The following is a 13,533-nucleotide window of genomic DNA, read 5'->3' on the forward strand; positions in this document are numbered from 1 at the left end:
GCCCTGAAGGGCGCTTTTTGCTGGCAAGCGGGGAGGGTGTCAGTGCACGAGGACGGGCGTGTGTGCCAGCTCGGCATAGCCTTCCAGCGTGTCTTCGACTTCTTCCTGGGTGGGTGTGTTGAGCTGCCAGGCGGCGATCTGCTGCTGGAACAGCTCGGCCCATGAGCCGTCGAGATACACCTCCTTGCCCGAACGCTTGTCCACGATTTCGAAGCCGTGGCGCTCCAGGACCGGCATGTTCGGCTGCGCGAGTTCGTCGCCTTCGGTGGGTTGCACGTGGACGACGACGAAAGACTCCGAGTCATAAAGCATGTTCATGGCGGGCCCCGTAAGGATGTCGATGGCATTCATGGAGATTACTTAGCAATCAACGCGCCAGTTTCAAGACCCGTTGTCTTTTGTTTACTTTCAACGTCGATATGTGCGTTTTGCCTCAATTTGTGGGGCTCGTGGGTAGGGATTTGCGCAACTGAGCGTCGGCGAAGTTGCCGTTGGGCTCGGTTTGCTTGATCCGTACGGGCAAATAGCCGTAGTCCGGCGCCAGCCAGAGCTCCAGCTTGCTGTCGAACTGCTGGCGCGGGCTGCGGGTGAGCTTGCGCGCCCGGTATTCGCCGGCCGGCAGGCTCAGCTGCTCCTCCTCGCCGACCACGAAGACCCAGACGCCGGCATCGCGCGGACCCACGGTCTGGACCGAGATCTGGCTGCCCGCCGGGTAGCGGCCCGGGTCGCCCGCCAGCAGGCCGCCGAGCTGCATCATGACGCTCAGCCGGTCCTGCGCGCCGGCCAGCAGCGGTACGGGGGACGCATTGTTGCTGAACACCACCTGCCCCTGGTCGCGCACGAAATGCGAAGCCACTTCGGACTTGCGGCTCTCCGAGTACCGGTCGGGCTCGATGCCCGACGGGCCGATGCGGCCGGTGCTGTGCTGGCTGCGGATGGTGCTGAACAGCACCTTCAGCGTCAGCCGGGCGTCGTAGCGGCTGCCGTCCTGCAGCCAGGTCAGCTCGCCGAACACGCCTTGCATGGGGGACGAGCCGTCCTGCCCGGTGGCCGTGAAATCGAGCGTCACCGACCCCGGAATGCGCAGCGACTGGGTGCCGACGATGTTGCCGGACGCGGGGTTCGCGGTGCCGGCGGATGCGCCCGCCGTGCCGTCGCTGGTGCCGGTTCCTGCGGCGTTGGCCGGGGTTTCCGCCGGTGTTGCTCCTGAATCCGTAGCGGGCTGCGTTGTCAGGTCGGGCGCTTCCGGGGCCTTGGGCGCCGCGTTGTCGGTCTGGGGCTCCGGCGAAGGTGCCGGCTTGGGCTTCGGTATCGACGGCGCGCGCGGCCGTCGCGGCTTCACCGGCGCCGGCGGCCGGGCTTCCGGCGGCGCGGCGGCGGCCGGGGCGGCGGGCTTTTCGGAAGCGGGCGGCGCGATCACGATCGTGCGCGTGATGAACTTGTTGGCCAGCGGCGAAGGTTCCGGCCCGATGGCCGTCGGCGCCAGCCCGAGCACCAGCAGGTGGATCACCGCCACCAGCAGCGTCAGCGCCGCCAGCACCCGCCAGGACGGGCGGCCGGGCAGGCCGGCGGACAGCGGAGGGGGGGCGACGAGCGTCGGCATCAGTGTGTGGAGTGGGGCGCCGGCGCGGAGGTTCACCGAGACCACCTCGGTACACTGCCGCCCGTCCAACCAGTTTAAGTGGGGAGCGGCAGCCGCCCTCACACACCTACCGCATCATGAAACTCGCCACCCTGAAGGACGGCTCGCGCGACGGCCAGCTCGTCGTCGTTTCCCGCGACCTCACGCTCGCCCACTACGCCACCGGCATCGCGAACCGGCTGCAGCAGGTGCTGGACGACTGGGGCTTCATGAGCCCGCAGCTGCAGGACCTGTACGACTCGCTCAACCACGGCCGCGCCCGCCATGCCTTTCCCTTCGATCCGTCGATGTGCATGGCCCCGCTGCCGCGCGCCTACCAGTGGGCCGACGGTTCGGCCTACCTGAACCACGTCGAGCTGGTGCGCAAGGCGCGCAACGCCGAAGTGCCCGAGAGCTTCTACACCGACCCGCTGATGTACCAGGGCGGCAGCGACGACTTCCTCGGCCCGGTCGACGACATCGTGGTGCCCAGCGAGGCCATGGGCATCGACTTCGAGGCGGAGATCGCCGTCATCACCGGCGACGTGAAGATGGGCACCACGCCCGACCAGGCGCTGGACGGCATCCGCCTCGTGATGCTGGCCAACGACGTGAGCCTGCGCAACCTCATTCCGGCCGAACTGGCCAAGGGCTTCGGCTTCTTCCAGAGCAAGCCCGCCACCGCCTTCAGCCCCGTGGCCGTGACGCTCGACGAACTCGGCGAAGCCTGGCAGGGCGGCCGCGTGCACCTGGCGCTGCAAAGCAGCTGGAACGGCCGCAAGGTCGGCATTTGCGACGCCGGCCCGGAGATGACCTTCCACTTCGGCCAGCTCATCGCCCACATCGCCAAGACGCGCAACGTGCGCGCCGGCAGCATCGTCGGCAGCGGCACCGTGAGCAACAAGGGCGTCGAGAAGAAAGACGGACAGATGGACTGGCCCAAGGGCTATTCGTGCATTGCCGAGAAGCGCTGCATCGAGACCATCCAGGGCGGCGCGCCCGTCACCGAGTTCATGAAGTTCGGCGACACCATCCGCATCGAGATGAAGGGGCTGGACGGCCGCTCGCTGTTCGGCGCGATCGACCAGGAGGTCGTGTCGACCGCCGGGCGTCCGAAAGAAGCGCCGGTGTCGCTGGTGAAGCCGGCCGCCGGCGCGCAGCAAGACGAGGCGCCGGAAGAAGCGGCCTCCGAAGACTGACCCAAGCTCACTGCCTCAGTGCGGCCCCGCGCCGCGCAGCAGCTCTTTCTGCGACCGGATGCCCAACCGCCGGAACGCCCGGTACTGGTGGGTGCGCACGGTCGTCAGCTCCACGCCGATTTCCCGCGCCGCCTCTTTCGCGGTCTTGCCCGCCATCAGGTGGCCGATGACTTCGCGCTCGCGCAGGCTCAATGTCAGCAGCCGCGAAGCCAGCGCGGGCTCAACGGCTTCGCGCACCGCCATTGCGCTGCGTCCGTGCGCTGCGGTCGCATCGGCCAGCAGCGTGGCGTGCACCTCGATGCGGCCGAAAGCTTCCGCATCGAACTCGGGCTGAGCCAGGCTCCGGTAGAAGCTCACCGCCACGCGCTGGCCGGTGGGCAGCAGCAACAGCACCGATGCCCGCTCGCGAATACCCACGTCGCCATAGCAGGCCGCGCGGTAGGCCGGGTCGGCCACTTCGTCGGCGCGCTGGTGGCCCAGCCAGAGCTGCGGGCGCTGCGGCAGCTTGCGCGCCGCGAGCCACGCCATGTTCGGATCGAGCAGGTCGAAGCGCTGGGCCACGTAGCGTTCCGACGTGCGCTCGGCCGTGCTGCCGTAGCTGCTCGCGGCCGACACCGCCTCGATGCGCCCCGCCGCGCTGACCGCGAACACGGTGCAGAAGGTGACGGGCATCACGCGCTGCATCGCCTTCAGGTAGCTGGTGGCGAGGTGCGCCGTACCCACGCCGCCGAGCACGTCGCTGACCACGGCGGCGGCCAGCGCGGTGTCGGTGGGGTGGATGCGCCAGCGTCTCATGGGTCAGGGAAAAGGGTTGGGAATGCTCGGGGATTGGGGTAACTACCTCGTACGAAGTTATGACATTGGCAGTGCCCGCGCATCGGGACAATCCCGTCGCATGACGAACTCTCCCGCAGCCGCTCCGGGCGATGCCGCCGGCGGCCCCGTGCCGCCACCGGCCAGCGCCACCGAACTCCCGCCCTCCGTCGGCGCCTTCCACTACACGCGCTACAAGCCGTGGACGCCGCCGCTCGAGCACGATGGCGTGGAGCCCGGGCGCCACCCGGTGGTGATCGCAGGTGGCGGGCCGGTGGGCATGGCGCTGGCGCTGGGGCTCGCGAACCACGGCGTGCGTTGCGTGATCCTTGAAGCCGACGACACCGTGTGCGTCGGCAGCCGCGCGGCCTGCATCTCGCGCCGCAGCCTGGAGATCATGGAGCGGCTCGGCGTGCTGCCCGACTTCATGGCCAAGGGCCTGCCGTGGACCGGCGGGCGCAGCTTCTACAAGACGGCCGAGGTGTTCCGCTTCGAGATGCCGCACGACGCGCGGCAGAAGCTGCCGCCGATGATCAACCTCGAGCAGTACTATGCCGAGCACTACCTGCTGGAAGAAATCTTCCGCCGCAACGAGGCGACGCCTGGGCTCATCGACATCCGCTGGGGTACCGAGCTCACCGGCCTCGCGCAGGACAACGAAGGCGTGACGCTCGACGTGCGAAATGCCGAGGGCAGCTACCGGCTGCACGGCCAGTGGCTCGCGGCCTGCGACGGCGGCCAGAGCTTCGTGCGCAAGGCGATGGGGCTCGCGCTGGAAGGCACGGGCTACGAGGGCCGCTACGTCATCATCGACATCGAGCTGCACAGCGGCCACCCGACCGAGCGCCGCGCCTGGTTCGACCCGCCGTGGAACCCCGGCTCGACCGTGCTGATGCACCGCCAGCCCGACGACATCTGGCGCATCGACTACCAGCTGCGCCCCGGCCAGAGCACCGAAGAAGCGCTGCAGCCGGCGGCGGTGGCCGAGTTCGTGCAGCGCCACCTCGACGCCATCGGCGAAGGCCACCTGCTGTGGAAGACGGTGTGGACCTCGGTCTACCGCGCCGGCGCGATGACGCTCGACAGCTACCGCCACGGCCGCGTCGTCTTCGCGGGCAACGCGGCGCATGCGATGCCGATCTTCGGCGTGCGCGGGCTCAACTCGGGCTTCGACGACGCCGACAACCTGGCATGGAAGCTGGCATTCGTGGCCAGGGGCCTGTCGGGTGCGTCGCTGCTCGACGCCTACTCGCAGGAGCGCATCGAGGCCTTCCACGTGAATGCCGAGAACGCGATGCGCAGCACCGAGTTCATGTCGCCGCCGTCGCGCGGCTTCGACCTGCTGCGCGAGGCGGCGCTGTCGCTGTCCGAGGCGCACCGGGGCATCGCGCAGCTGATCAACCCGCGCCAGACGCAGGCCGTGCGCTATGCCGCTTCGCCGCTGTCGAGCCCGGGCGACGAACTGCCGGCGGGCCCGCTGCCGGGCGAGGCGATGCCGGAGCAGCAGCTCGAGCGCGGCCACCTTACCGACTGGATCGCACCCACTTTCACGCTGCTGGTGCTGCGCCCCGACGTCGCCCTGCTGCCGGCCGCCGACATCGTGCGCGCGCAGCAGGGGGCGCTGCCCTTCGTCGTGCGCACCATCGCCAGCCCGGGCATCGCCGGTGTCGACGCGCATGCCTCGGCCGACGTGTTCGAGGCGCTCGGCGCGCAAGACGGCGCGGTCTACCTGCTGCGCCCCGACGGCCACGTGGCCGCGCGGTGGCGGCGACTGCCGCCCGGCGCCCTGCAACCCGCACTGGAACGTGCCGCAGCCCTGGAGCCTCTTTCCGCATGACCAACCCAGCTCTTCCCCCCGACGCCCGCGACCGCCTCTACGCCGAGTGCGCGCGCGCCATCAGCGAAGCGGGCGCCGAGCGCGAATCGCTGTTTCTCGCGCGGCTCGCGCTGCTGCTGTTCGAGCAGGTCGGCGACGAGGCTCGCTGCCGCGAGGCGTTGTCCGATGCATTGCACGCGCTGCCCGTACCATCGCTGTCCGCTTCCTGATTTCCGGAATTACACACAACTAGCTGATTGGAGACCGCTTCCATGGATCGCCGCACCCTTCTCGCCACGCTCGCCTCCGGCGCCGCAATGGCCGCATCGCCCTTCGCCCGTGCACAGGAATATCCCGCACAGCTCATCAAGTGGGTCGTGCCCTACCCGGCGGGCGGCGGCACCGACGTGATCGCGCGCGTGCTGGCCGAATCGATGCGCCAGACGCTGGGCCAGCAGATCGTGGTCGACAACCGTCCCGGCGCCTCGACCAACATCGGCGCCGACCTGGTCGCCAAGAGCAAGCCCGACGGCTACACCATCCTGTCGGCCGACAACGCCGTGCTGGCCTTCAACGAGCACCTGTTCAGCAAGCTGCCGTTCAACCCCGAAAAAGACTTCACCTACATCGGCGCCATCGGCAAGTTCCCGCTCGCGCTGGTGGTGCACCCCGACTTCCCGGCCAAGAACTTCAAGGAGTTCCTGGCCTACGTGAAGGCCAACCCCGGCAAGGTCAACTACGCCTCTCCGGGCAACGGCTCGCCGCACCACCTGGCCATGGAAATGTTCAAGGTGCGCACCGGCACCTTCATCACCCACATTCCGTACCGCGGCGCCGCGCCGGCCATGGCCGACGTGATGGGCGGGCAGGTGCCTTGCATGTTCCTCGACCTGGCCTCGGGCCTGTCGATCATGCAGAGCAACAAGGTGCGCGTGCTGGCCATCGGCTCGGGCGCGCGCAGCAAGCTGCTGCCCAACGTGCCGACGCTGGCCGAAGTGGGCGTGCCCAACACCGAGGTGTTCGCCTTCCAGGGCATCCTCGGCCCGGCCGGCCTGCCGCCCGCGGTGGTGAACAAGCTCAACGGCGACCTGAACAAGGCCTTCGGCACGCCGGCCGTGCAGAAGCGCTTCGAGGACTTCGGCATGGAAGCCATGCCCGGCACGCCGGCGCAGTTCGCGGCGCTGTCGCGCGCGGAATCGAAGCGCTGGGGCCCGATCATCAAGCAGGCTGGAATCAAGCTCGACTGACGCGCCCCGAGGCCTCGCGGGGTGGCCGCCGGCTACTTCGCGTATGCCTTGCGCGAGCCGTCCTCGAAGACTTCATCGTCTCGCTGCAGCTCGCCGTTTTCGTCCCAGGCGCGTTCGCGCGTCACGCGGCCCTTGGCGTCGAAGCTCGACTCGGCGATCAGCGTGCCTTTTTCGCTGAAGCGCTGGTGCGTGCCGATCGGCACCTGCCGGCCCCGCCCCGCGAGCTGGTAGCGGCCCTGCGCGGCGCGCTGGCCGCTGTCATAGAACTCGGTGATGTCGACCACGCGGCCATCGCCGTTGCCGCTGTAGGCCGACTTGCTGCGTGGCTGGCCGTTGAGGTAGTAGCTGTCGTCGCCTATGGGCTCGCCCGCGCTGTTCCAGCGCTGGTCACGCACCAGCGTGCCTTTTTCGGAGAAGGCCTGCTCGCGCTGGCGGATCGAGGCGCGCTCGACCAGCAGGTACACCGTCTCGCGGCGCTTGACGCCTTCCGACGAATAGGCCTGCTCGGTGCGCTGGTTGCCCACGGTCTCGTCGAGCGACGCGGTCTTGCCGTTGTCGTAGAAGCTCTGCGAGCGCACCCGCTTGCCCGACAGGTACGACAGCCGCGAGCGCAGGTTGCCGCGCGCATCGAACAGGTCGACCTGCGACGGGCCGCCGCTGAAGCCGCAGAGCTTGGCGTCGTCGACCACCGGCGCCAGCGTGGGCGCGTCGGCACAGCGCAGCGCCGAGAGCTGTCCGCGCTCGGTGAACTCGACCGAGCCGCGTTCGCTGCCGCTGCCGGTGTCCGGGTAGAAGATGACGCGGCGCAGCTTGCCGTCTGGGTAGTAGCTGCGCGCCAGGCCGCGCTCCTGGCCATCGTCGTAGGTGGCCTCGCGCAGCACCCGGCCATTGGGCGAGAACTCGCGGGCGCGGCCCTGCAGGTTGCCCTTGGCGTTGAGGGTGTGCTCCTTGGCGAGCTTGCCTTTTTCGTAGATGCGGACCAGGCCCATGAAGACGCCGTTCTGCAGCTGCTCCTCGCGCTGCAGCTCGCCGGTCGCGCGGTTCTTGCAACGCACCAGGCCCGTCTGGCCGGCGGTGGTGGCGCCGTTGTCCGGGTTCACGCTGCGCCCGTTGAGCTCGCAGTCCTGCTGGGCATGGGCCGCGGTGCCCGCAAACAGGGGCACGAGGGCGGCGAGCCCGAACCCGAGCTGGCTCAGGCGCAGGCGCGGTGTTGTCACTTGTCGTAAATAGTGTCTAGTGAACGGAAGCCCTTGACCTCGATCGGATTGCCGAACGGGTCGCAGAAGAACATCGTCCATTGCTCGCCCGGCTGGCCTTCGAAGCGCACCTGGGGCTTGAGCACGAAGTCGGTGCCGGCGGCCTCGAGGCGGCCGGCCAGCGCCTGCCAGTCGGGCAGGGCGAGCGCGAGGCCGAAGTGCGGCATCGGCACCATCACGTCGCCGACGCGGCCTGTGCGGGTGGTGGCGAAGGGCTCGCCGAGGTGCAGGGAAATCTGGTGGCCGAAGAAGTCGAAGTCGACCCAGGTGTCGGTGCTGCGGCCTTCGTCGCAACCGAGGACGTCGCCATAGAAGCGGCGGGCGCCGTCGAGGTCGCGAACGTGGAAGGCAAGGTGGAAGATGCTTTGCATGGTTTCGGATTATGGGCAACGGTGCTGTGAGAATGCCGGACTTTCTTTCATCGTGGAGCAAGCCTTGCGGATACTCCGGATCCTCGTCGCGCGGATGCGCGGCATATATATGTCGGCTCGAATGCGCGCCGTCGATTTCTCGGCGCCCTTGCGCCTCGTGCAGCGGGCGCCGCGCCAGATCCTGGCTGGCGTGTGCTGCGTCTTTACATTCGGCGCCGCCCATGCGGCCTGCCCGCCCTCGGCCATCGCCAGCCTCGAGAAGCCGGGCATCGGCCTGCGCAACGGCGTCGACCGCGGCATGCTGTGGCGCATCGAGCGCGACGGCCGCACTTCCTGGCTCTACGGCACCCTGCACGTGGGCCGCGGCGACTGGGTGCGGCCCGGGCCGACCATCCAGAAGGCGCTGACGCAGAGCGACCTGCTCGCGCTGGAGCTCGACTCGCGCGACGAGGCCACCGCCCGCACCATGGCCCAGCCGGCGGACCCGGCGCTGGTGGCCCGGCTGCTCAGCGGCGAGCGCGCCCGCCGGCTCGAGCGCCAGAACGCCGAAGCCTGCGTGCCGCCCGGCACCATGTCGAAGCTGCAGCCCATCCTGCAGGTCACGGCGCTGGCCGGCCTGGCGGGCCGCGCCGACGGGCTGTACCCCGAATTCGGCGTGGACGAGACGCTGGCCGTGTCCGCGCGCAACAGCAGCAAGCCGATCGTCGCCCTCGAGAACGCGGCCGACCAGCTGAGGGTCCTGACCGGCGAGTCGGAGGACGAAGAAGGCCAGCAGATCGACGCCGCGCTCGACGAACTGGAGTCGGGCAAGCTGCGCGGCCAGCTCAAGGAACTGGCCGACGTCTGGGCCCGCAGCGACGCGGCCCGGCTCGCGCGCTACGCCGACTGGTGCGATTGCCTCAACACGCCCGCCGAGCAGCGGCTGCTCAAGCGACTCCTCGACGACCGCAACCCCGGCCTGGCCGACGGCATCGAGCGCCTGCACGCCAGCGGCAAGGGCGTGTTCGCGGCGGTCGGCGCGCTGCACATGATCGGCTCGCAGGGGCTGCCCACGTTGATGGCGGCGCGCGGCTTCACCGTGACGCCGGTGCTGACCAACGCGCAGGAGCAGACGGCGGCGCCGATGCCCGCGCTTGCGGCCCCGTCGCCGTCGCCCAGGGCGCGCGGTGGCAAGGCCGTGAAGGGCCAGCGCGCGCAGAAGGGCCAGAAGGGCGCACCGGCGGCCGCAACGAAGGGCGGCAGGCCGGCGGCCAAGGCCGCGCCGGCCGCAAAGGGCGCGAAAGCCCCGGCCAAGGCCGCCGGCAAGGCCCCGGCCGCCAAGGGCAAAGTGAGCCGATAATCGCGACCGCCATGCACGCGCCGCGCCTTCCCACCCACTCTCTCGGCCTCATCGGTCGCTGGATGCTGTTGTGGTTCGTGCTCTCGCTGGGCGTGGCGGTGGCGTCCCCGCTGGTGCATCCGCAGTCGATGGAGCTGGTGTGTTCCGGTGCCGGCCCCGTCAAGGTGGTGGTCCACACCGACGACGGCGCGCGTGAAGTGGGCGCCTCGCACATGGACTGCCCGCTGTGCGTGCTGACCGGCGCCCCGCCGCCGGCCATGGTGGCGCCGGCTTTCGATCTCCCCCTGCCGCTGGGCCGTGTGGTCCAGTCGATTCCCGCCGCGCGACTGGCCGCGGCCACCGCTGCGCCCCTGCCGGCGCGCGGTCCCCCGACTTTCTCCTGACGCTCTCGAAACGATAGCTGCATTCGCACGCCTGGCGTGCGTACGCGGCTTGTCCGGTTTGAAGTTCGATGGAGAAGGCTCCCCTTGAAAAAAGCATTCCCGCGCCCTGCCGTTTCCTCTCGGCGCAACCCCGCAACGCACCTGCATGGCCGAACCCGAGTTCGACCTTTGACTTTCCCGTTCCAACCCCAAAGGACCCGCGACATGACGAAACCGATGGCCATCACCCTCCGAGCTCTTGCCGCCTGCGCCATGCTGGCCGGCACCACCGCCGCGCTGGCGCACGTGACGCTGCCGCCCGGCGGCGCCACCGTCGGCAGCGACTACAACGCCGCCTTCCGCGTCGGCCACGCCTGCGAAGGCGCCAAGGCCACCACCGGGCTGGCCGTGCGCCTGCCCAAGGGCTTCGTGCTGAGCGACGCCCAGGCACGCAAGGGCTGGAAGCTCGACGTGACGAAGAACGGCGACGGCGAAGTGCGCTGGACCGCCGAGACCCCCGGCAACGCGTTGCCCGGCAGCGAACGCTCCGAATTCGTGCTGCGCGGCAAGGTGCCGGCCACGCCGGGCACGCTGTGGTTCAAGGTGCTGCAGACCTGCGACACCGGCGTGGCCGACTGGGCCGAGGTGCCGGCATCGGGCAACTCGACCGCTGGCCTGAAGAGCCCGGCCGCCAGGCTCGTCGTGGTGGCGCAGGGCGTGGCCACCGTCGACGTGCGCGACGGCTGGGTGCGCCAGTCGGTGCCGGGCCAGAGCGGCACCGGCGCCTTCATGAAGCTCACCGCGCCCACCGGCACGAAGCTGGTGAGCATCTCCACGCCGGCGGCCGGCACTGCCGAAGTGCACGAGATGAAGATGGAAGGCGACGTCATGAAGATGCGCGAGCTGCCCGGCGGCCTCGACCTGCCCGCGGGCCAGACCGTCGAGCTCAAGCCCGGTGGCTATCACGTGATGATGATGGACCTCAAGGGTGCGCTGGCCAAGGGCGCGACCGTGCCGATGACGCTGAAGTTCGAGGACGCCAAGGGCGTGAAGACCGCGCTGGATGTGACGCTGCCCGTGGGTGCGCCAGAAGGTGCCGATGCCGCCGGTTCGGCGCACCAGCACAAGCACTGAGCGCGGCGATCCGGCTAGAGCAGCTGGTCGGGCGCGAGCGGGCCGAACAGCTTGAGCAGCAGCCGCAGGCTGGCGCTGGTGTCGGGCTCGCTGGTCGCGTCCTTCAGGCCGCTGCCTTCAGGTGCGCGCCATACCAGCGAGCCGTCCGTCAGCTCCACGTGCCATGAGCGCTCGCGCATGCCGCGCTCGATCTGGGCGGATGCGGCGCGCGAGAGTTCGTCGCTGCGGATCAGCAGGGCGATTTCGGTGTTCTGCAACTGGGAACGCAGGTCGAGGTTCATCGAGCCGACCACCAGTAGCCGGCCGTCCATCACCAGCACCTTCGAGTGCAGCATCGCCCGCGACTGCCCGGTGACGCCGCCGCTGCCGGTGCCGCCCGAGGAGCCGAACACGTTGCCGAAGTTCGACTGCTCGCTGCGCAGTTCATAAAGCTCGATGCCCATCTTGAGCAGCGCCTCGCGGTGGCGCGCATAGCCCACGTGCGCCACCGGGGCGTCGTTCGAGGCCAGGGAGTTGGTCAGCACCCGGATGCGCACTCCACGTGCGCGAGCCTCGCCGAAGGCTTTCAGCATGTCTTTCCCGGGCACGAAGTAGGGCGAGATGACGAGCAGGCTGGAGCGCGCCTGGCCGATCATCTGCAGCAGGCCCTCGACCACCGTGTCGCCGTTGGCGGCCAAATCGGAGGTCGTCTCGAGCGACGCCGCGCTGCGCGAGGTGGCGGGTTTGTCGTCGGGCCGGCTGACCACGAGGCCCGGGGCCTTTGCAGTGTCGGGGCCTGAGTCGGCGGGGATCTTGCCGGGTTTGTCGGCCAGCATCACGGCCGGCGCCCAGACGAAATCGGCGGTGCGCAGGTCTAGCGGCTTCTGGTCCCAGGCGCGGGCGCGTTGCTCGGCGGTGGGGGGCGCATCGGCGGTGGGTGGGTCGTCGTGGTCGCGGGTGGCCTGTTCGACCAGTTCCTGGTCGGCCTTCTTCGCGCGCTCGCGCATCGACTGCAGTTCCTCGCGCGTGACCAGCGATTGCACGGGGTAGGCGCGCTCGTTGTTCCAGTAGCTGTCGAAGCTGTGCGACAGGTCTTGCACGATCGGGCCGATTGCCAGCACGTCGACATCGACGAAGTTGCCGGTGGTCGCGTTGCCGAAATAGGCGTCGCCCAGGTTGCGGCCGCCGGCCACCCCCATCACGTTGTCGGCCAGGAACAGCTTGTTGTGCATGCGCTGCTGGATTCGCGAGGCGTCGTCGATCGAGTTGACCAGGCGGCTGAAGGTGGAGTCGCGCGAGCCGGCCAGCGGGTTGAAGAGCCGCATCTCGATGTTGGGAATGAAGGCCAGGCCCAGCACCAGCGCGTCGCGGCCGGTGGTGTGGAAGTCATCGAGCAGCACCCGCACCCGCACGCCGCGCTCGGCGGCCGCACGCAGGCCCCTGACGAGGCGGCCGGTGCTGGCGTCGGCGTGGATGGCGTAGTACTGGAGGTCGAGCGTCTTCTGGGCGCCTTCGATCAGCGCGAGCCGGCTGCCGTAGGCGGCTTGGGGCCCGCCCAGCAGCAGGAAGCCGGATCCGTAGCGGGCGTTGGCGGCTTGCCGGCGCTGCTGCACGAGGTCGGCCAGCGCGGAACCGCTGGCCGGCGCGGCGATCGCGGTCGAGACAGGGCGCTCGACGTTCTGCGGCAGTTGCGCGCAGGCGCCGAGTATCAGCAGCGCCAGGAGCGCGGTGGACCGACGAAAGAAGGCTTGGAATGAAGAAGGCATGCAGCTTTCCCGGGGCTTGGGGGGCGAAGCCGCATATATAGCTCAGTCCGCGCCCCGCCGGCGTCGGACGGCGGGACGGGCGCGGCGCGGTGGGGAGCGCTTTGGTTCGCGCCGGTCAGCGGCCGGCGCCCAGCTCTTCCTGGCGCTCGAGCGCGGCGAGCAGCTCGTCGTCGATCTTCGCGTGGCGCTCGGCGAGTTCTGTGGCGCGCGAGGAGTCGGCGGCGTAGATGGCGCCGCCGTCGAGTTCGAGCATCTCGGTGATGCGCTTCTGTTCGGCTTCCAGGCTTTCGATCTGGGCGGGGAGCGCCTCCAGTTCGCGCTGCTCCTTATAAGAGAGCTTCTTGCGCGGGGCGGCCGCCTTGGGCGCGGCGGGTTCCGCGGCCGCAGCTGGCGCGGAGGCCGGTGCCGGAGCAGGGGCCGCAGCCTGGCGCTGCTCGGCGATCTCTCGCGCACGCTTGGACTGGACCAGCCAATCCTGCACGCTGCCTTCGTACTCGCGCCAGCGGCCGTCGCCTTCGTAGGCGATGGTGCTGGTCACCACGTTGTCGAGGAAGGTCCGGTCGTGGCTCACCAGGAACACGGTGCCGTCGTAGTCCTGCAGCAGGTTCTCGAGCAGCTCCAGGGTGTCGA

Annotated in this window: 14 protein-coding genes (1 of these 14 running past the window's edge); 7 read left to right on the forward strand and 7 right to left on the reverse strand. The window is 69.6% G+C overall.

What is annotated here, in order from left to right:
* Positions 1–39 precede the first annotated feature (39 nt).
* Positions 40–351: a BTH_I0359 family protein gene (locus ACQY8B_RS27520; protein WP_422084809.1), complete on the reverse strand. Its 312-nt coding sequence runs from the start codon at positions 349–351 to the stop codon at positions 40–42.
* 82 nt (positions 352–433) lie between these two features.
* Positions 434–1,603 (reverse strand): DUF3108 domain-containing protein, encoded by a 1,170-nt coding sequence (locus tag ACQY8B_RS27525; protein ID WP_422084810.1) that lies wholly within the window; start codon positions 1,601–1,603, stop codon positions 434–436.
* A gap of 116 nt (positions 1,604–1,719) precedes the next feature.
* Here ACQY8B_RS27525 and ACQY8B_RS27530 point away from each other — a divergent pair, with 116 nt between their 5' ends.
* The gene (locus ACQY8B_RS27530) at positions 1,720–2,820 is read left to right on the forward strand and encodes a fumarylacetoacetate hydrolase family protein (RefSeq protein WP_422084811.1); all 1,101 of its coding nucleotides are present in this window, start codon (positions 1,720–1,722) and stop codon (positions 2,818–2,820) included.
* 15 nt (positions 2,821–2,835) lie between these two features.
* On the opposite strand, the gene ACQY8B_RS27535 is transcribed toward ACQY8B_RS27530, so the two are convergent.
* Positions 2,836–3,615, reverse strand: coding sequence for a response regulator transcription factor (locus ACQY8B_RS27535; protein WP_422084812.1), 780 nt, complete (start codon positions 3,613–3,615; stop codon positions 2,836–2,838).
* A gap of 100 nt (positions 3,616–3,715) precedes the next feature.
* On the opposite strand from ACQY8B_RS27535, the gene ACQY8B_RS27540 reads away from it, so the two are divergent.
* The 3 genes from ACQY8B_RS27540 to ACQY8B_RS27550 are packed head-to-tail and all read left to right on the forward strand — an operon-like array spanning position 3,716 to position 6,696.
* A complete protein-coding gene (locus ACQY8B_RS27540; protein ID WP_422084813.1) occupies positions 3,716–5,470 on the forward strand; it encodes an FAD-dependent monooxygenase in 1,755 nt (584 codons plus the stop codon).
* Positions 5,467–5,679, forward strand: coding sequence for a DUF2783 domain-containing protein (locus ACQY8B_RS27545; RefSeq protein ID WP_081268043.1), 213 nt, complete (start codon positions 5,467–5,469; stop codon positions 5,677–5,679). Before ACQY8B_RS27540 ends, ACQY8B_RS27545 begins: the two co-directional genes overlap by 4 nt.
* 42 nt (positions 5,680–5,721) lie before the next feature.
* On the forward strand, positions 5,722–6,696 hold the full coding sequence (locus ACQY8B_RS27550) for a Bug family tripartite tricarboxylate transporter substrate binding protein (RefSeq protein WP_081268044.1): 975 nt from the start codon (positions 5,722–5,724) through the stop codon (positions 6,694–6,696).
* Between the two features lie 32 nt (positions 6,697–6,728).
* Here ACQY8B_RS27550 and ACQY8B_RS27555 read toward each other — a convergent pair whose 3' ends face one another.
* Positions 6,729–7,913 (reverse strand): toxin-antitoxin system YwqK family antitoxin, encoded by a 1,185-nt coding sequence (locus tag ACQY8B_RS27555; RefSeq protein WP_422084814.1) that lies wholly within the window; start codon positions 7,911–7,913, stop codon positions 6,729–6,731.
* Entirely contained in the window at positions 7,910–8,323 is a 414-nt protein-coding gene (locus ACQY8B_RS27560) for a VOC family protein (RefSeq protein WP_422084815.1), read from the reverse strand. Before ACQY8B_RS27560 ends, ACQY8B_RS27555 begins: the two co-directional genes overlap by 4 nt.
* A 121-nt stretch (positions 8,324–8,444) precedes the next feature.
* Between ACQY8B_RS27560 and ACQY8B_RS27565 the strand changes: the two genes are divergently transcribed.
* The 3 genes from ACQY8B_RS27565 (at position 8,445) to ACQY8B_RS27575 (ending at position 11,158) form a co-directional block, all read left to right on the forward strand.
* Positions 8,445–9,662 carry a TraB/GumN family protein gene (locus ACQY8B_RS27565; protein ID WP_422084816.1) on the forward strand — a complete coding sequence of 406 codons (1,218 nt, stop codon included), beginning with the start codon at positions 8,445–8,447 and terminating at the stop codon, positions 9,660–9,662.
* Between the two features lie 11 nt (positions 9,663–9,673).
* Positions 9,674–10,045: a DUF2946 family protein gene (locus ACQY8B_RS27570; RefSeq protein ID WP_422084817.1), complete on the forward strand. Its 372-nt coding sequence runs from the start codon at positions 9,674–9,676 to the stop codon at positions 10,043–10,045.
* Positions 10,046–10,249: 204 nt separating this feature from the next.
* Entirely contained in the window at positions 10,250–11,158 is a 909-nt protein-coding gene (locus ACQY8B_RS27575) for a copper chaperone PCu(A)C (RefSeq protein ID WP_422084818.1), read from the forward strand.
* A gap of 14 nt (positions 11,159–11,172) precedes the next feature.
* Here ACQY8B_RS27575 and ACQY8B_RS27580 read toward each other — a convergent pair whose 3' ends face one another.
* A complete protein-coding gene (locus ACQY8B_RS27580; RefSeq protein WP_422084819.1) occupies positions 11,173–12,903 on the reverse strand; it encodes a phospholipase D family protein in 1,731 nt (576 codons plus the stop codon).
* Between the two features lie 115 nt (positions 12,904–13,018).
* Positions 13,019–13,533, reverse strand: the 3' end of a protein-coding gene (locus tag ACQY8B_RS27585; RefSeq protein ID WP_422084820.1) for an ATP-binding cassette domain-containing protein. The gene runs 1,387 nt beyond the window's last position; only the last 515 of its 1,902 coding nucleotides appear in the window; its start codon lies beyond the right edge, outside the window — the gene reads right to left on this strand; the stop codon is at positions 13,019–13,021.

The sequence above is a fragment of the Variovorax sp. genome (assembly GCF_965279555.1).
GTDB lineage: Bacteria > Pseudomonadota > Gammaproteobacteria > Burkholderiales > Burkholderiaceae_C > Variovorax.